This is a genomic window from Mucilaginibacter sp. RCC_168 (genome assembly GCF_041355315.1).
Lineage (GTDB): Bacteria > Bacteroidota > Bacteroidia > Sphingobacteriales > Sphingobacteriaceae > Mucilaginibacter.
The window spans coordinates 149,425-170,352 of record NZ_JBFUPN010000008.1; the positions used below are offsets into that span (position 1 = coordinate 149,425).

Annotated in this window: 9 protein-coding genes; 7 read left to right on the forward strand and 2 right to left on the reverse strand. The window is 41.1% G+C overall.

Annotated features, from left to right (window positions below):
* Positions 1–18: 18 nt before the first annotated feature.
* Entirely contained in the window at positions 19–2,676 is a 2,658-nt protein-coding gene (locus AB6735_RS09250; protein WP_370995647.1) for an amino acid adenylation domain-containing protein, read from the forward strand.
* A gap of 47 nt (positions 2,677–2,723) precedes the next feature.
* On the opposite strand, the gene AB6735_RS09255 is transcribed toward AB6735_RS09250, so the two are convergent.
* Positions 2,724–3,863, reverse strand: a complete 1,140-nt coding sequence (locus AB6735_RS09255; protein ID WP_370995648.1) for an acyltransferase family protein — start codon at positions 3,861–3,863, stop codon at positions 2,724–2,726.
* Between the two features lie 208 nt (positions 3,864–4,071).
* Between AB6735_RS09255 and AB6735_RS09260 the strand changes: the two genes are divergently transcribed.
* The 5 genes from AB6735_RS09260 to AB6735_RS09280 all read left to right on the forward strand — a co-directional run bounded on the left by AB6735_RS09260 (position 4,072) and on the right by AB6735_RS09280 (position 17,736).
* On the forward strand, positions 4,072–4,995 hold the full coding sequence (locus tag AB6735_RS09260; RefSeq protein WP_370995649.1) for a glycosyltransferase family 2 protein: 924 nt from the start codon (positions 4,072–4,074) through the stop codon (positions 4,993–4,995).
* Positions 4,992–6,164: a glycosyltransferase family 2 protein gene (locus AB6735_RS09265; RefSeq protein ID WP_370995650.1), complete on the forward strand. Its 1,173-nt coding sequence runs from the start codon at positions 4,992–4,994 to the stop codon at positions 6,162–6,164. Before AB6735_RS09260 ends, AB6735_RS09265 begins: the two co-directional genes overlap by 4 nt.
* 142 nt (positions 6,165–6,306) lie before the next feature.
* Complete coding sequence (locus tag AB6735_RS09270; protein WP_370995651.1) at positions 6,307–12,924, forward strand: amino acid adenylation domain-containing protein; 6,618 nt, start codon at positions 6,307–6,309, stop codon at positions 12,922–12,924.
* Position 12,925: 1 nt separating this feature from the next.
* The gene (locus tag AB6735_RS09275) at positions 12,926–16,960 is read left to right on the forward strand and encodes an amino acid adenylation domain-containing protein (RefSeq protein ID WP_370995652.1); all 4,035 of its coding nucleotides are present in this window, start codon (positions 12,926–12,928) and stop codon (positions 16,958–16,960) included.
* A 2-nt stretch (positions 16,961–16,962) separates the two neighbouring features.
* A complete protein-coding gene (locus tag AB6735_RS09280; protein WP_370995653.1) occupies positions 16,963–17,736 on the forward strand; it encodes a 4'-phosphopantetheinyl transferase superfamily protein in 774 nt (257 codons plus the stop codon).
* Here the strand turns inward: AB6735_RS09280 and AB6735_RS09285 are convergent.
* Positions 17,707–18,432, reverse strand: coding sequence for a glycosyltransferase family 2 protein (locus tag AB6735_RS09285; RefSeq protein ID WP_370995654.1), 726 nt, complete (start codon positions 18,430–18,432; stop codon positions 17,707–17,709). The genes AB6735_RS09280 and AB6735_RS09285 overlap by 30 nt on opposite strands.
* Before the next feature lie 185 nt (positions 18,433–18,617).
* Here AB6735_RS09285 and pbpC point away from each other — a divergent pair, with 185 nt between their 5' ends.
* Positions 18,618–20,918, forward strand: a complete 2,301-nt coding sequence (pbpC, locus tag AB6735_RS09290) for a penicillin-binding protein 1C (protein WP_370995655.1) — start codon at positions 18,618–18,620, stop codon at positions 20,916–20,918.
* Positions 20,919–20,928: the final 10 nt, after the last annotated feature.

The following is a 20,928-nucleotide window of genomic DNA, read 5'->3' on the forward strand; positions in this document are numbered from 1 at the left end:
ATAATTAAATGTCTCACGATGGCCGCTTCAGTAAACCCAGACGCTATAAATACACTAAACAATACCCAGGCCCCTTATCCAAAAGATAAAGCGCTCCACCATCTTATTGCTGATCGGGCGGCGCAAATACCAGATCATGTTGCTGTGGTGTTTGAAAATCGTTCGCTTACTTTTAAACAGGTAAACGAAGCCGCAAATAAACTGGCCGCGCATTTACTTACCTTCAATATGCAAACCGGCGATATTATTGGTTTATCCATTGATCGCTCGCCCGAAATGATTATCGCCTTGCTGGCTATTCTTAAAACCGGCGCAGCTTATGTACCGCTTGATCCTGAATATCCAAAAGACCGGGTTGAGTTTATGATGGATGATTCATCAGCTAAAATACTGCTCACCTCTAAAAAATTTAAAGGACATTTTGTTTCACGAGCCCAGGAAGTTTTGATTGAAGATGCCATCAGTAAGTTCGATAGCTACAGTGCAGATGAGCCTGAAACTATAGTTACCGGAGACGATTTGGCCTATGTGCTGTTTACATCAGGATCAACCGGTAAACCTAAAGGAGTACAGATCAAACATCATAACCTGGTAAACTTTCTACTCAGCATGCAGAAAGAACCCGGACTAAAAGCCGGCGATAATTTGCTTGCCGTTACAACTATCTCATTTGATATCGCTGGGCTCGAAATGTTTCTGCCATTATTAACGGGTGCCAGGCTCATTATCACAGATGCCATTACCGCAAAAGATGGCCGTGCGTTGATAGACCTGGTTGCTGATCATCAGATAACCGTAATGCAGGCCACCCCTTATACATGGCGGGTAATGCTGGAGGCCGGCTGGGAAACTAAGTTCCCGCTCAGGATACTCTGCGGAGGCGAAGCGCTCCCAAAAGATCTGATCAACAAACTCCTTGCCCGCTGTTCTGAACTTTGGAATATGTATGGCCCAACTGAAACTACGGTATGGTCAACTGTAAAGCACATCATTAATGATGAAGATATTTCGATTGGTAGGCCTATCGACAATACTCAGGTTTATATCCTTGATGAGAAGCTGAATAACTTTGCAGACGGCAGCATTGGCGAAATATACATTGGTGGCGATGGTGTTGCAAAGGGTTATTTAAATCGTCCGGAACTTACAGATGAGCGTTTTGTTGATGATGTTTTCTCTGGTATCCCAGGCAGCAAAATGTACCGTACCGGCGATTTGGGGAAGATACGCGAAGATGGAGAGATCGTTTGTCTCGGTCGCATTGATCACCAGGTAAAAGTACGCGGTTACCGGATTGAACTGGAAGAGATTGAACAAAACCTTTTAAAACAGGACAATGTAAAACAGGCCGTGGTTATCGCCCGTGAAGATACCCCCGGCAATCCCCGGTTAGTAGGTTATGTCATCATCAACGATCAAAAAAGCGACAATGATCTGCGTGCGCAATTTGATACCTGGCAACGGGGCTTGCTGGAAGTATTACCCGAATATATGGTACCGGATGACTTTGTGATCATGGAAACCATACCGATCACTCCCAATGGGAAGATAGACCGTAAGGCTTTACCAAAACCCAATTATAGTAATATACAACGCAGCGGCGAAATAGTTGCGCCACGCACCAGTAACGAAAAGCTTGTAGCCGATATCTGGACTGAGTTAATGGGATTGGAAACCATTAGCATTTTCGATAATTTCTTTGAACTGGGTGGCCGTTCGCTGGTGGCTGTTAAGATCATGGCTCGCCTGGAACAGGAAACAGGTAAACGTCTGCCGCTTGCCACGTTATTTGAACATTCCACGGTGGAAAAACTGGCCGCCAGATTGGAGCTTGATGCTACATCAATCACCTGGGAGTCATTGGTGCCGATAAAGCCCAATGGTACAAAAATGCCGCTGTATATTGTACATGGTGCCGGTTTAAATGTGTTGTTATTTAATGCGCTCGCCATGAATATGGATGCAGAGCAACCGGTTTATGGCCTTCAAGCTAAAGGACTTAACGGTATTGATGAACCATTGGATGTGATGGAAGACATAGCCGCTAATTACATTGCGGAGATTGTGGCCAAAAACCCTGATGGCCCATATGCACTTGCGGGTTACTCCTTAGGTGGCATTATAGCCTATGAAATGGCAAAACAACTCATGGCTACCGGTAAAGAAGTAAAAATGCTGGCCATGTTTGATACTTATGCTGATCTGTCAACGGTTAATGACCCTTTATTGAAAAAGGTATTTAATAAAGCTACGTTAGTGTTAAAGCAGATTGGCTATAGCCTGGTGTTACTTGCAGAAGATCCTAAACGCACCATTGAGTATAAGAGCCTGATCATTAAACGAAAGTTCATTAAGCTTTTCTGGAAAATAGCTCCCGGTAAAGACGAGAAAAAGGAAGGCTTTTTCGCTTATGATAACGAAATAGACGAAGCCAGTGAGAAAGCTTTGCGGAATTATGTTTTAACACCATTGCCTATAGCCATTGAGTTATTCAGAGCCAAAAAACGAACTTTTTATATGGCTGATTTTAATTTCCTGGGATGGCGGCCATTTGCACAAAAAGGCGTTCATGTACATGAAATACCCGGTGAACATAATACCATATTTGCTCCACCAAACGACAAGGAATTTGCCGTAGTATTACAAAATTGCCTTGATCAAGTATCAAAAAATTAAAAATCAACTATACTATTAACTAATCTGTTACCCGGTGATATTAATTATTACTGGGTAATTTTTTGAAATCGTTTTTTGATCTTTAAGAATGGCTTTTCGTACCAATAATAAGAGGCTGAGGCCAAAGCAATAGTCCCCCCTATAGTTGCTAAATAGATCATTATATTTTCGACAACCATACCTCCGGAAGGTAAATACTTTTTAACCAGATACAAAACCAGGAACAACACAAACTTGTGCAGCAGATATATGCCGTATGAAATTTGGCCAATGTAATCCAGGTATAGGTGATTTAAGGAATAGATACTTGTTTTGGCTTCGCAAAGGTTTACAATAAGCAACGATGACATAAAAGCTATCAAAACATCACCATGAGGGATATCATAATTAATATACAATCCCAGGTAAATAAAGTAGGCCACCAGCAATAAAACCTGGAACCATTTTTTAAAGATGACATCAAATAAGACCTGAAATTTAAATTCAAATTCAGGGTGTTTGCTATTGTAGTAAATAACCGCGATGACTGCCCCTATCATCATATTATCATACCGGGCGTAATACAAAACCAAATGCAGGATTTGGTAAACCCGATTTTCATCAGCCAACTTTCCAAATACTAATTGAATGGTTATAATAAGGACAATAAAAAATAACAAGGCATAAAGAACATGCTTCAGCTTTTTAATTCTGAAAAAGTGTGGATGAAAAATATAAAACTGCTCTTCTGTACCTATTGACCATATAGGATCCATAATAGCAGGCAACAAGTTCAAACAAAAAGCAAGATTAGGTAAAAACAATACAGAGAGCCATAATGCTTTATTTGATCCACCCGGATAAATGAAAAAGCCAAACAAAACTACCAGGAAATATAAGGGCCATATCCTCAAAAGCCTTCGCATGTAGAATGCTTTAAAGTTAACTGCCTTAAAGTTTTTCTTTTCTTCCAGTAATAAATAGGTTATTAAGAACCCACTTAATGAAAAGAAAACGGTTACTCCGATCTTTCCTAAATTAAGCACGTTAAAATGCGGAATACGAGGTATGTTGAAATTAGCCTTGTGTAATTCAATATGTGCTATAACTACCATAAGGGCAGCCAAAGCTCTTATCCCGTTTAAATTGGGGAAGTGTAATTTGGGGCGATTTTTACTCAATGAAACCTGCTTCGTTCCATCATCCATAGTTATTTTATATTACGATTTTAATTTTTAGATAATCTTTTCTGATTAAGAAATAACACTATAAATACTTCTGTATCAATACGACCTTATGTTATAACGTACTCCCTAATTCCCGACAAGCTCCTGGTTATACGCTTCATATAGCTATGGCTTAACTTTTGATAATATTAATTCGTAAACGTATCACAGTCGGTATTAATCATTATACATGAAAAAAATTTCTATTGTTACTGTAAATTTTAATCAGCCGGCTGTAACTGAAGATTTGCTTGAATCAATAGAAAAGTTGAACAGCTACAAAAACATCGAAATTATTGTAGTTGACAATGCAAGTATAGCAAATCCCTTACCAGAGTGGTCTTTAAAATATCCTCACGTAATTTTTATACGTTCAGAAATTAACCTGGGTTTTGCAGGGGGAAATAATCTGGGCATTAAAGAAGCAACAGGTGATTATCTTTTTTTAGTCAACAACGATACTGAATTTACTTCCGGGTTGGTAGAAAAATTGGTGCAAGCCATGGATGCAAACACTGAAGTGGGTATGATATCGCCCATGATCAAATATTACAGTGATAAGCAGCTGATACAATATGCCGGTTATACGCCAATGAATTATTATACCTGTCGTAATAGTTGCATTGGATTAAAACAAAAAGATCTGGGTCAATACGATCACATTACTGGCCCAACTGCCTATTGCCATGGCGCTGCTATGATGATCAGGAAAGAAGCCGTAGATAAAGCCGGGCTAATGAGCGAGAACTATTTTTTATACTACGAAGAAGTGGACTGGAGTGAGCATATCATCAAGGCTGGATACAAAGCCTGGGTTTGTACCGATGCAGTAATCTACCATAAAGAATCAGTTTCTGTAGGCAAGAAAAGTAAACTGAAGGAGTATTTCATGAACCGTAACCGCATACTTTTTATACGCCGGAACGCACCTTTTTTCAAAACGCTGATCTTTTATATTTACTTTTCACTTCTTGTAGTACCCCGCAATTTAATAGCTTATCTCAAAGCTGGTGACAGTCACTTTATTCCTGTACTTTTTAAAGCCGTTTGGTGGAATTTTACCCATTCAAAAAACAGTACCGATTTAGGTTATCCTATTAATACTATTAAATGAAAGTTATATTATCCCTAAGCCTCCTTATCGTATTTTACACCTTTGCCGGGTATGGGTTCCTTTTATATTTTATCATTCGTGTTAAACGGATATTTAAGGGTATTAAAACGGTAGTCGAAGATTTAGACAACCTGCCTACATGTACATTAGTAGTTGCTGCTTATAATGAGGAGGGATTTATAAAAGATAAAATAGCCAATACCCTTTTATTAAATTACCCGGCAGGAAAGCTAAACCTGCTTTTTATAACAGATGGTTCGTCGGACGATACACCAAACATCATAGCCCAATATCCACGGATCCAATTATTGCATCAACCACAACGGGCCGGTAAAATAGCAGCCATCCATCGCGCAATGGAATTTGTACATACCGATGCCGTTGTGTTTACCGATGCTAATACTTTTTTAAATAAAGATGCCTTAATAAAAATATGCAGGCATTACAGTAATGCCACAGTTGGGGCGGTAGCCGGGGAAAAACGTGTACACTTTGATGAAAATGCTGACGCCAGCGCTGCAGGCGAAGGCTTTTATTGGAAGTATGAATCAGCATTAAAAAAATGGGATTCTGAACTTTATTCTGTTGTAGGCGCAGCCGGCGAATTGTTTAGTGTAAGGCGGTCACTTTATCAACCGGTTCCAGCTGATACGGTCTTAGATGATTTTATGATTTCTATGCTGATAGCCCAAAAAGGATACCGGATTATATATGAGCCTGAGGCTTATGCCACCGAAACGGCATCAGAAAATGTAACTGAAGAGTTAAAAAGAAAGATTAGAATAGCTGCCGGAGGAATACAATCTATTTTGCGTTTAAAAAGCCTGTTTAACCCTTTTCTTTACCCAATACTTTCATTTCAATATATCAGCCACCGTGTTTTACGATGGACTATAACCCCTTTTTTATTGATATTGTCATTTGTACTCAACAGCATATTGGCCCTTAAACCAGGGGCAACCGGGTACCAAATGCTTTTATTGGCTCAAATATTGTTTTATGTACTTGCCCTGTTAGGCTTTATCATGGAAAAGAAACAACTGCGAATAAAAGTATTATTTATACCATATTATTTTTGTGTGATGAATTATGCGGTTTTGGCCGGTATTATCAGGTATTTTACCAGCAAACAAAGCGCGGTGTGGGAAAAGGCACAACGTAAACAATAGTAGATGTTTAGATACAATTAAAATATTAAATATATAAAAGCATAAAATAGCTATCCTGATCTGGTTTAAAGTTCCTGCAACTAACTTTAAAATCCAATAAATAAATGGTTTGACCAGCGCAGATAGCTATCCTTGTCAACTCATGAATAATTACAACGGCAACGCATCAGAGGATACAGATCATACACTTCTGGTTAACGAGTTATTTGAGCGTCAGCTAAATAAAACACCTGATGCCACCGCTGTTGTTTATAATGGCGAAAGTATCACCTATGCCCGTTTAAATCAGGTATCAAATAATCTTGCGTCTGTAATTTTAGCTCAAACCTCAGCTTCTGCAATAATTGGTGTAAGCACTCATCGTTGTATTGAAACGATAATTAGTGTATTGGCTATACTTAAAGCCGGTAAAGCATACTTACCTCTTGATCCCGATTATCCAAAAGACAGACTTGAGCAGATCATAGCAGACGCTGGCATCGATACCTGTATAGTTACCAAAAACCAGGAACGTTTCTTTGAAGAACTACCCATTAGTATACTGTTAAGCGATAAAATTTACCCTGAAGTTGGTGCATTACCTCCAATAACAAATCCTGCCGGAGCTTATGTGTTGTATACTTCCGGGTCGACCGGCAAACCAAAAGGCGTGTTAATGGGACATGCAGCTTTGGTAAATCTTTTATTGTGGCAAAAAGATAATTCTACATCCGCGTCAGATTCACGTACCCTGCAATTTGCTCCGCTTACTTTCGATGTATCCTTTCAGGAGATCTTCGCCACATTAACCACCGGCGGTACGCTGGTACTTGTAAATGACGACCTGAGAATTGATCCGGTTCAATTACTACAGTATATTGAAACACATTCCGTAAATCGCATCTTTTTACCTTTTGTAGTGCTTCAGTATTTAACAGAAGCCGCTATTGCCAATAATCTTGTCCCTGCTTGTTTGCAAGAGATCATGACTGCTGGCGAACAATTGAAAATAACCCCTCAGATCATCAACTTTTTTAAGTCTCTGCCAGGCTGTATATTATATAATCAATACGGCCCCACAGAGACTCATGTGGTAACACAACTAAAGTTAAATGGTGATGCTTCGCTATGGCCATTTTTGCCAACCATTGGAACCCCTATCAACCATACAGACATCATTATACTTGATGAAAATTTTACCAGGCTGCCTGACGGGGAAACCGGCGAACTTTGCGTTGCCGGTTTCAGTTTGGCGGAAGGCTATTTAAATAACCTTGAACTAACAACCGAAAAGTTCATCAACTGGCAAGGATCGACAGACAAAACAACCCGTATTTACCGTACCGGGGATCTTGCCCGTTATTTACCAGATGGCACTATTGAATACTTAGGAAGAAAAGACACCCAGGTAAAGATCAGGGGAAACCGCGTTGAATTAGGCGAGATAGAAGTATTGCTAAACCAGCTTGAAAACATCAAACAGGCGGTAGTTATAGCTGGTGAAGATACTGCAGGGCAAAAACGCCTTCTGGCTTATCTGGTGGCTTCTGATGAATTGCAAAGCACAAATAAAGTACGCCAGCATTTGGAGAAGCATCTGCCGGATTTTATGCTTCCTTCGGCTTATGTTTGGCTAAATGAGTTACCCAAAACCACCAGTGGTAAAGTAGATCGGAAAGCATTGCCAAAAGCTAACCTGCAAAGACCGGAGCTTTCCACATTGTACAGATCACCAGCTACGGCAATCGAGAGAAATATTACTTCTGTTTGGACAAGCTTATTGCAACTGGACAGAATTGGTACAGATGATAATTTTTTTGAGCTTGGCGGTAATTCCTTACTGGCCTTAAAAACAATTGCCGAATTAAAACAACAGTATAATTACGCCATTGCTGTAACCAAGCTTTACCAATACCCTACTGTGGCTGGTTTAGCGGATTTACTAAATGGTACAAATAAGACAAAACCTCTTTCAATACGTAAGAAAGATAAGGATAACAATACCAACCGGGATGTCGCGATCATAGGTATGGCCGGCAGGTTTCCTGGAGCTAATACGATCGATGAATTTTGGGAGTTATTAGCCGAAGGCCGCGAAACAACCAGTTTTTTTAATGTTGATGAAATAGATAAACATATTCCATCTGCTGTAAAAACCAACCCTGCCTATGTAAAAGCCCGTGGCATTATTGGTGGAGCTGACAAATTTGACGCCGAATTTTTTGGTTTCAATCCCCGGTCGGCTGAGTTGATGGATCCCCAACATCGCGTATTTTTAGAGATAGCCTGGGAAGTGTTGGAAAAAACCGGGCATCTACCGGAAAGATACATTGGAACGATTGGCGTTTTTGCAGGATGCGGGTACAATACCTATTATGATAATAATGTTTTAACCAATCCCGACATAGTAGAAAAGACGGGGCATTTCCAGGTGAGATTGCTAAACGAAAAAGACTATATAGCCACTCGTACCGCCTATCAGTTAAACTTACAAGGCCCGGCAGTAGCGGTCTACGCAGCTTGTTCTACCTCTTTATTAGCAGTGGTACAAGCGGTAAACAGTATACGTAACGGACAATGTGATGTAGCTATTGCCGGTGCGGCATCCATCACATCGCCTATAAAAAGCGGGCATCTTTATGAAGAAGGATCGATCATGAGCAGCGATGGTCATTGCCGTCCGTTTGACTCATCAGCAACTGGTACGGTTTTCAGTGATGGCGCAGGTGTTGTTCTTTTAAAAAATCTCGAAGATGCGCTGCATGACGGCGATACTATCTACGGCGTTATAAAAGGCGTCGGTGTTAATAATGATGGCGCTGTAAAAAGTAGTTTCAGTGGCCCAAGCGCACAAGGACAAGCTGGCGCTATTGCCACAGCTATTGATGATGCTGGAGTTGAAGCTTCTTCCATCAGTTATATCGAAGCTCACGGAACTGCCACTCCCCTGGGTGATCCCATTGAAATACAAGGTTTAAATCTTGCTTTTGGCGAACAGGATAAAAAGCAGTTTTGCGCTATTGGTTCCGTAAAAAGCAATATGGGGCATCTTACAGCGGCTTCTGGTATAGCCGGTCTTATTAAAACGGTATTATCGCTTCGCAATAAGCAAATCCCTCCTTCCCTGTTTTATCAGCACATTAACCCTAATATTGATATTGACGATACCCCTTTCTATGTAAATGCGAAGCTAAAACCCTGGAATAGTAACGCCATCAGGCGCGCAGGTGTAAGTTCATTCGGAGTAGGCGGAACCAATGTTCATGTGGTCATAGAAGAATTCAAATCCAGGACAGTACCTCAAGGCAAAGAAAAACCATGGAAACTATTCTGTTGGTCGGCAAAAACGGAGAATAGTCTTAATAATTATGCTCAAAGGATAAGCAAGTATATTTCACACCAGGCAAATATCGATTTGAATGATGTTGCCTATACACTGCAAACCACAAGAGCCAGGTTTAATTTCCGCAGGTTTATGGTCGTGGCTGATAATGATGAATTACTGGCTAAACTGGACACACTGCAAGTTGATCCTTCGGCTTACAAAAACTTAAAAGCAGGGATAAGCGGCATTGTATTTATGTTTCCGGGACAAGGCTCGCAGTATGCTGAAATGGGTATGGATCTTTATCAGAACGAGCCCGTTTTTGCTAACGCGGTTAATGAATGCATAGTCTTGCTACAAGGAACGATACATGAAAACCTGTTACAGGTTATGTATCCTGAAACGCCTGGTAGTCAATCGCTCGAAAAAATAAAACAAACACTAAACGCCCAGCCAGCCATATTTATCCTGGAATATGCCATGGCCAGATTATGGATGAACTGGGGTATACAACCCGAGGTTTTAATTGGCCATAGTATTGGTGAATTTGTAGCGGCGCATTTAGCAGGGATCTTTAGCCTTAAGGATGCTTTGACCATGATATCTGAAAGGGCGAGGTTAGTAAATGACGTGTTGAAAGGCAGCATGTTATCTGTAAGATTAACAGCTGATCAACTTAACGAACTGTTGCCCGAAGGCTTATCCATAGCTGCCATTAACAGCCGTAAATTATGCGTGGTAGCAGGCCCGGATGAACTGATCAATAAATTTGCCGATAATTTATCTAAAAAAGGTATTCCAAGCCGCTTGCTGGTAACCAGCCATGCCTTCCATTCATCTATGATGGATGAAGTTATTGCCCCGTTTGAAGCAGTAGTAAGATCAATAAAATTAAACGCTCCTGTAAAACCCATAGTATCAACTGTAACCGGTTATTGGATGAGCGCTGCCGAAGCCACCGACCTAAATTATTGGGCACAACATCTACGTAAAACTGTTCGCTTTGCCAATGGTTTGGATACCTTGCTGGAAGATGAAAACAGACTTTTCCTGGAAGTTGGGCCGGGAAATATATTGGCTGCATTAACGCGCCAGCATACAGCCGGCAGGAATGTCACTGCCATATCCGGATTTGAAAAAACGGAGACCCTAAGTGAAGAGTATTCCCTGCTTAAGGCCCAGGGGCAGTTTTGGTTAAACGGAGTAGAACTTAACTGGGAAGCAGTTTATCAAGGCCAGAATAGAAAAAAGATCGACTTGCCAACGTACGCGTTTGACCATAAACAATATTGGCTCGAACCGGCTATCGCTATCAATAAGGTTGAAACAGCCGCCAATGTCTTAGTACAACAAACAGAAAACATCATCATTCAAACCACACCGATGAGAAAAGATATTTTAATTCATCAACTAAAAGAAATATTTGAAGATGCGGCAGGCATCGAAATTGATACGGCCAATACGGGTTTGAGTTTTATTGAACTTGGATTCGATTCTCTTTCGCTGACGCAAATCGCTACGAACCTTAAAAAGACATTTAATATACCAATCACTTTCAGAAAGTTATTTGAAGAGTATAATAGTTTAAACCTGTTGGCATCTTACCTTGATGCAAACCTGGCTGCTGAGGTATTACAATCAGAAGTTGTTGCGCCCGTAGCAGCATCGCAACAACAAACATTTACTCCTTTGCCCGTAAATAACGGCACAGGAAGTAATGATCTGATCATCGGTTTAATATCACAGCAATTACAGTTACTTACTAATCAGCTGGCACTGATACAAAATGGTGGTAGTATTCAGCCGTCGGCGGCTATTCAAAACCATAATACACCTGCCATAACTCCTGCAAAACCGCAGCAGGTGACGTACGAGCTTACACCGGAAGAACAGATAGAGCTAAAAAAACCTTTTGGTGCCACCGCCCGCATTGAAAAGCAAACGCTGGGATTGGATGATAAACAAGCGACCTTTTTAAGGGAACTAACTATACAATACAATACTAAAACCAAAGCCAGCAAAGCGCAAACACAAAAAGACCGTCCATATATGGCCGATCCACGGGTGGTTAGTGGCTTTAGGCCTTTAACCAAAGAAATTGTATACCCTTTGGTGGTTAATCGTTCCAAAGGCAGCCATGTATGGGACATTGATGGTAATGAATATATTGATGCATTGAATGGTTTTGGGTCGAACTTTTTAGGTTATCAAACAGATTTTCTAAAAAAAGCTGTTTTGGAGCAGGTTGAAAAAGGCTATGAAATAGGTCCGCAGCATGAACTTGCCGGCGAAGTTTGCAAACTGATCACTGAATTTACCAATTTTGACCGTGCAGCACTTTGTAATACGGGTTCCGAGGCTGTTCTGGGTGCTATGCGTATAGCCCGTACCGTTACTGGGCGGTCGCTAATTGTAGCTTTTAGCGGGTCTTATCATGGTATTAACGATGAAGTGATTGTCCGTGGAACCAAAAAACTAAAAACAGTGCCGGCTGCACCAGGCATTATGCCCGAAGTAGTACAAAATATGCTGATACTGGATTATGGCACAGAAGAATCTTTAAAAATAATAGCCGAACGGGCACACGAATTGGCAGCGGTACTGGTAGAACCTGTCCAAAGCCGGAGACCGGAATTTCAGCCCATTGCTTTCTTAAAAAAAGTACGGGAGATAACGCATCAATCAGAAACTGTTTTAATATTTGACGAAGTGATAACCGGTTTCCGGATGCATCCGGGTGGTGCACAGGCTTTGTTTGGAATCAAGGCCGATCTGGGTACTTACGGAAAAGTAATTGGTGGCGGCATGCCCATCGGCGCAATAGCGGGTATCAGCAAGTATATGGATGCTTTAGATGGCGGAAACTGGCAATATGGGGATGACTCTACCCCAGAAGCTGGTGTTACTTACTTTGCTGGTACATTCGTTCGCCACCCTTTGGCATTGTCAGCAGGCAGGGCTTCATTATTGCACATGAAGGAACAAGGTCCGGCACTTCAAGAGGGTCTTAATACTCGTACTAAACGATTGGCCGATGCTTTAAATGCCATTTGCGAGCAGTATGCCATTCCATTATATGTACCTTATTTTGGTTCGTTGTGGAAAATAAAATTCAAATATGAACTGGCTTATGGTGAGTTGTTATTTACCCTGATGCGCTTAAAAGGAATCCATATCTGGGATCTTTTTCCTTGTTTTTTAACTACGGCTCATACTGATGAAGAGGTAGATCAGATCATCAATAAATTTGGCGAAAGCGTTGTAGAATTGATAAAAGCAGGATTTATGCCCTCAGAAAAACCTCGGCAAACCATTATTGCACAAAATGGATTGCCAACAACCTCTCCTGTTCCAGGTGCAAAACTTGGTCGGGATAAAGATGGAAATCCGGGCTGGTTTATCAATGACGAAGAAAATCCAGGAAAGTATTTACAGGTAAAAGTTAGCAACAACTGATTTGGACAATATCTATACATACGATGCTATTCCCGTTGAATTTGATCCCTTTGCCGGGCCTGAGTTACTGAGTTTAGCCCATTCAACGGAATCACAGCTGGAGATCTGGACATCATGCCTTATTGGCGGCGATGAAGCTAACTGTGCTTATAATGAATCGTTTTCGTTATTATTTTCAGGTACACTTAATCGGGATGCCATGCTCCAGGCACTCCAGGAACTCACCAACCGGCATGAAGCTCTCCGCTCCTGCTTTAGCGCTGATGGTAAATACATTTGCATTTATAAGGAGTTACCCCTTGAGATTGATTACCAGGATGTATCTGACCGGTCAACCGAAAAACAACAGCTTTTTATTGAGGATCAAAATCAGCAAAACGCATTAACGCCATTTAACCTGGTAACAGGCCCACTGTTTAAAACAACACTGATCAAGTTAGCCAGCGACAAATATCTTTTAACCTTCATCGCCCATCACATCATTTGTGACGGATGGTCTATAGGTATCCTGATGCAGGATCTTGGTAAACTTTATAATGCCTTTATCAACAATGAATATCCGCAATTGCCGCCGGCACCCCTTTTTAGTAATTACGCGGCAGAGCAATTACTATTTGAGCAAACTCCTGAATATAGAAGCACTGAAGCTTATTGGCTGAATCAATTTAAAGACAGCAGCTATATACTAAATATCCCTACCGATCTGCCACGCCCGACTCTACGTACCTATAAAAGTCACCGGGATGATTTTAGCCTACATAGTGGATTAGCTTCATCCCTCAAAAAGTTGGCTAAAAATCATGGCAGCAGCTTTGTAACCACCTTGTTGGCAGCATTTGAAATTTTTCTGCAACGTTTAACCGGACAAGAGGAGATCATTTTAGGTTTGCCTGCCGCAGGGCAGTCGGCTACCGGCCATTATGGTTTAGTTGGTCATTGTGTTAATCTGCTTGCGTTAAGAAGCTTCCCAAAAGGTGAACTTTCATTTAAAAGCTATTTAAAACAACGTACGTCAGCTATTTTAGATGCCTATGAGCATCAGCAATATACATTTGGCAGCCTGCTCAAAAACTTGAATATTGCGCGTGATGCTTCCCGGATACCCCTGGTACCGGTAATGTTTAACATTGACATGGGGCTCGACGATGATGTAAACTTTGATGGCTTACAACATCTGTTGATAAGTAACCCGCGAGAATACGAAAGCTTCGAGCTATTTGTCAATATTTCCGGGCGCGATGAATCGCTTACCTTAGAGTGGTCATACAATACGCAGTTATTCAAATCATCAACCATCGCTAATATGATGGATGATTTTGAATTTTTGCTGGAGCAACTGGTAAACAATCCTGATATACTCATTGCCGATATTCCTCTTAAAAATTCGCAGAAACTCATTAACCAGTTAAATACCTGGAATAATACGTTTGCTGTTTATCCAAAAGATAAAGGTCTTCACGATTTGATTAGCCAACGTTCACAAGAATCTGGTGATCAAATAGCTATAAAGTTCGCAGAGCAGTCGCTTACCTATAAACAGTTGAATAAAAAGGCCAACCAACTGGCGGCATTACTGATTAATGAAGGAGTTAAAAAGGGAGATAAAGTAGCATTTGTGCTTGATCGTTCGGCACAATTGGTTGTGGTTATGTTGGGTATCATGAAAACCGGCGCCGTATACGTTCCGGTAGATCCGCAGTTTCCTTTAAACCGCATTAACCACATGCTGACCGACTCTGATGCTGTGTTGCTTATTACCTCCGAAGATTATAAAGAACGATACCAATCATCCGCAAAAGAACTACTGGTTGATAATATATGGTCTTTGCTTGATCAATACCCGGTAAGTGATGTCGATGTGGAAGTAAATGGTGAAGACCTGGTTTATATACTATATACCTCCGGCTCAACAGGGTTACCCAAGGGCGTACAGATTGCCCATCATAACCTGGTTAATTTTTTGTATAGCATGCAAAAAGCACCGGGCATTACTGCTGCAGATAAACTGCTGGCAGTAACCACGGTAAGCTTTGATATTTCGGGCCTGGAATTATTTTTACCACTCATCAGCGGTGCACAGGTGATCATTGCCGATAACGCAGAAGCCAAAGACGGACGGGCTTTACTGAATATGATCAGGAAAGAAGGCATTACCATTATGCAAGCTACGCCATATACCTGGCGTATTATGCTCGAAGCCGGCTGGGATAGTTCAACCCCATTTAAAGTTATTTGCGGTGGCGAGGCATTGCCGAAAGAACTGGCTGAAAAAATAACCGCACGGGCAGAAAGCTTATGGAACGTTTATGGGCCTACCGAAACCACTATATGGTCAACCATAAAACAAATTAAGGCTGATGACGGCATTATTACCATTGGCCGGCCTATTGATAATACAGCCATTTATATTTTAGATAAGTATCTGAATCCATTACCCGCCGGAACAGCCGGCGAGATATACATTAGTGGTGATGGTGTGGCCAAAGGTTATATAAATCAGCCTGTATTAACCGCCGAAAAATTCATTACCGATCCTTTTTCCAAAATCGCTGGCAATAAAATGTACCGAACCGGTGATCTGGGTAAATTCCTTGAAAATGGAGAAATAGAATGCCTTGGCCGGATTGATTCGCAGATAAAAATACGGGGTTATCGTATTGAGACAGGTGAGATCGAATATCACCTGGTTAATCAATATAACATCAAAGAAGCTGTAGTTTTGGCCCAGCCCGATAAAAATGGGATCGATAAACTGGTGGCTTATGTGATTATTAAAGACAACTACAAGGTCGGGTCTGAAACAGATCAGGTAAAAGATTGGAAAACTGCTTTAAGATCAGTGCTTCCAGATTATATGGTACCAGATAACCTGATCATTATTCCCGCTATGCCTTTAACCCCCAACGGTAAGGTAGATAAAAAAGCGCTGGCCGATAAACACCACAAGCTGGCCGAAAGTATCCATCTGTTTATAGCGCCCAGAACAGACATAGAGAAACTGGTGGCTGATGTTTGGTCGGAATTTCTGGGGATTAAAAATATCAGTATATACGATAATTTCTTTGAGTTAGGTGGTCATTCACTTATAGCGGTACAGGTAATGACCCGGATAGAAAAGCTCACCGGTAAACGCCTGCCTCTTGCGGCACTTTTTGAAAATTCCACAGTTGAAAAAATGGCATTAATGCTGGAAATGGATGGTAAATCCATCGTATGGGATTCGTTAGTACCTATTAAACCTTCGGGTAATAAAATGCCATTGTATATCGTGCATGGAGCCGGTCTTAATGTATTATTATTTAACACCCTGGCGTCGGGCATGGATGCTGACCAGCCTGTGTATGGTCTGCAAGCTAAAGGTCTTAATGGTGTTGACGAACCCTTAAGCAATATTGTTGATATCGCCGCGCATTATAATGCGGCTATTATTGCACAAAACCAAAACGGGCCTTATGCCCTCGCTGGGTATTCATTCGGGGGAATCATAGCTTTTGAAATGGCTAAACAGCTGGAAGAACAAGGCAAGCAGGTAAAAATGCTGGCCATGTTTGATACTTATGCCTACCGTTCTCCACGTTTTGATCCCTGGTTAACCATGCAGGTAAAAAGAGGCAAGTTTTTCGCGCGTAAATTGTTATACAATCTTACGTTTCCAAATGGTTTTGTGAATACCTTAGTACATGCCGGTAACGTTACCAAACGAGGATTAACCAAGGTATTTTGGAAGCTATTTAAGGATGAAAAGCAGGAAGGTTTTTTTGGTTACGCCAATAAAATAGATGAAATGAACATACTTGCCGAAAAACATTATAAATTAGAGGCCCGGAATATTTCAATTGAATTATTCAGAGCGGAGGATCGTACTTTTTATTTGGATGATTTTGAATACCTTGGTTGGAAGCCGTATGCCTTAAAAGGGGTTAGCATCCATAAAATACCAGGTGGACATAATACCATTTTTAAAGCGCCTAATGATAAAATATTTGCAAGTATATTACAAAACTGCCTAAACAAAGCCGAACCTAAACAACTGTAGTTATGTGTTTAATTAAAGTTCATATCAAATACGAGGATGACATTAATTGGCAAAACGGAGCAGATTGTGATTATAAATTAAGAGATGGCCAGGTTGATGTCTGGCGCATCAGGATCAGTTCAAACCTGGCATTTATCGATGATTTTTTTAAAGTATTGTTACCGGATGAAATAATAAGGGCCAATCGTTATGTGCAAAAAAAAGACAAGCTCCGGTTTGTAGTGAGTCGTGGTGCATTGCGCTGCTTGCTAAGTAAATATACCAATCAACCAGCCACCACCATTAAATTCATTGTCAGCGCTAACAAGAAACCTTATATACATCAACAAGATTTAAAATATAATGTATCTCATGCCGGTGATTGGGTTTTAATTGCCATATCAAACACAGAGGTTGGTATTGATACCGAAGAGATAGATTCCTCTTTTAGTTATAAAGAGATCCTTGCTGATTATTTTAGTAAAGATGAGATTAATTATATAGCCCACCAGGGCTCAATTAACAGCTTTTTTTTACTCTGGACACGTAAAGAAGCCTTAACCAAAGCAACCGCTATTGGTTTAGACAACAACCTGAAACACATCCCGAGCCTAAATGGTGATCATGAATTGGATGGGGGCATACTGGCCTCATGCGGCAATTGGAAAATGAACAGCTTTAAAACCGACGAAAATAATCTGGCCAGCCTGGCCACCGAAATAACAGCCGGGCATACGATGTATTGGGATGTTAACTTTGAAAACTATTTACCTGGCTTTAAACAATCCGTATTTTAATATACAAAAAATAGCCCTTACTCCATCTTTCCAGCCTATCTTTTTACCTTCCTCATAGGTACGGCCATAATAAGATATACCTACTTCATAGATCCGGATCTTGGGAATACGGGAAATTTTGATGGTTACCTCCGGCTCAAAACCAAAACGTTTTTCGGTAAGCGGAATACCTTGTATCATTTGCGTGTTAAACAACTTATAACAGGTTTCCATGTCAGTAAGATTGAGGTTGGAAAACATATTTGAGGCGAAGGTGAGCCATCTGTTGCCGATTGTATGCCAGAAAAACAATATCCGGTGTGGGTTACTGCCCATAAACCTCGAACCATAAACCACATCAGCAAAACCAGAAACTACAGGTTTTAACAAGTCATTATACTCCGCAGGATCATATTCAAGGTCAGCATCCTGAATAATGAGATAATCGCCAGTTGCTTTTGAGATCCCTGTATGCAATGCGGCTCCTTTGCCTTTGTTTACTTCATGCTTAAAGTATTGTATATCAAGGTCGGGATTCGTTTGCTGATAGGCAGCTATGGCCAGCTCGGTATTATCCTTTGAACAATCATTCACAATAATGATCTCTTTCTGAATATCATTTACAAGTTTTACCTCTTTAATTTTATCCAAAATCAAATGTATCGTGTTACCTTCGTTATAAGCGGGGATGATAATTGATAGTTTTTGTATGGTCATTATTGTTTTTGTGATCAAACTTTGCTTTGTTATATATTTATACTTCGGTATAAGCTTATTATATCTTTATTGAAAATATTTTAATGCAAGCCGTACTAAAACGAGTCAAAATTTACTTAAAAAAAGCAAAAGTAATATTAATACTCATATTTCTGACTGTTTTAACCCTGTTGTTTTGGTTTTGTTTGCCAAATCCACTATTTAAAAGTCCTACGTCGTATGTTATTGATGATAATAACGGGCAATTATTAGCTGCATCTATTGCCACCGATGGTCAATGGCGCTTTCCCTATAACGACAGCGTGCCCTATAAATTTAAGCAATGTATCATAGCTTTTGAAGATAAACGCTTTGAACATCACCCCGGATTTGACCCTTTAGCCTTTGGACGAGCCTTAAAACAAAATATCTTATCAAAAAAAGTTACCAGTGGTGGCAGCACTATTACCATGCAGGTTATCAGACTGGCAACCCGACATAAGCGTAATATCTGGAATAAACTTTTAGAAATATTTATGGCCCTGCGATTGGAGCTTACCCAAAGTAAGAATAAAGTATTGGCATTATATACCAGCAATGCTCCATTTGGTACCAATGTAATAGGCTTGGATGCCGCCTCATGGCGATACTATGGGCGGGGACCTGATAAATTATCATGGGGAGAAATGGCAGCGATGGCCGTTCTGCCAAATTCCCCATCATTGGTGCATCCCGGCAGAAACAGGCTTATATTGCTCAGGAAGCGAAATTTACTACTTCAGCGTCTCTATAAGGAAGGCATTATTGATAGTACTACCAGAGCTTTGGCAGAACTGGAACCCGTGCCTGATCGCCCGGTGCCCTTACCGCAACAAGCTCCGCACCTGCTTCAACGTTTTAAAAACGACCATCAACATCATCCCGATGGTGATACACGGTTACAAACGAGTATAAATTCGGCGTTGCAACAGCAGGTTAATGATATTCTGGAACAGCACCATCAGCTTCTAAAAGCCAATGATATTAACAACATAGCAGCAATTGTTTTAGATGTAGAAACAGGAGCCACACTGGCTTATGCCGGTAATATAGCGCACCGCGAAGATCCGCAGATGGAAAGTGACGTAGATGTAATTGACGCCCCGCGCAGCCCCGGCAGCACACTGAAACCCCTGTTATATGCCTCGATGCTACACAGTGGCTTAATATTACCCAATAGCCTGCTACCTGATGTACCTACGCTGATAGCGGGTTATCACCCGGAAAATTTTGACCTGGGATATGATGGTGCTGTACCGGCATCGCGCGCGTTATCCCGGTCGTTAAATGTTCCTGCTGTAAAAATGCTGCAGCAATTTAAATACGAACGTTTTTATGATTTTTTGCAAAAATCAGGTATTACTACCTTAACCAAACCGGCCGATCATTATGGCTTGTCGCTGATACTGGGCGGTGGTGAAAATACCCTGTGGGAATTGAGCGGGGCTTATGCCGATATGGCCCGGGTGCTTAATCATTACAACAGATACCATGGTCAATATAACCCGGCTGATTATCACAGTCCCGTTTATAGCATGCCTGAAAAAGCTATAAAACCCAATCTGGAAAAAAACGGTTTATTGGATGCGGCATCTATATATTATACTTTTCAGGCAATGGAAGAAGTAATGCGGCCTGGCGAAGAAATGCTGTGGCAACAATTCAGCTCTACCCAGCGTGTAGCATGGAAAACCGGTACCAGCTTTGGTTTTCGTGATGGATGGGCAATAGGCATCACTCCGCGGTATGTAGTTGGTGTATGGGTAGGTAATACAGATGGCGAAGGTAGACCCGGATTAACGGGTATCAATACAGCTGCCCCTGCCCTGTTCGAGATTTTCAGATTGTTACCCGTATCGCGCGATTGGTTTGAAATGCCAACCAGCGAAATGGTAAAAATAAAGGTATGCCATCAAAGCGGTTACCGGGCTGGTCAGTATTGTGATAATACCGATGATATGCTGGTGCCCAAAGCAGGGCTCAAAGCACCGGTTTGCCCTTATCACAAACTCATACATCTATCTGCTGACGGCCAATACCAGGTGAATGGTAACTGTGAATCGCCGGATAATATGGTAAACAAGAAATGGTTTGTGCTGCCGCCTTCCATGGAATACTACTATAAAGCCAGAGATTATCAATATCATGTATTACCACCTTTTCGCCCTGGTTGTACCCAAGCTGAGAATAGTAATGCCATGGAGGTAATTTATCCTAAAGATGATGCTAAAATATATGTACCCCTCGAGGCTGATGGCAGCAGGGGCCGGATGATCTGCAATGCAGCTCATCGCGTTCCCGGTATGAAAATATTCTGGCACCTTGATGACCAGTATGTTGGCGAAACGCAGGATTTTCACCAAATGTCATTGAATCCCTCACCTGGCAAACACATCCTTACCCTGGTTGATGGAAACGGTAATACAATCAACATTGGCTTTGAGATACTGAGTAAGGAAAAAGAATAAATCTTGCTGC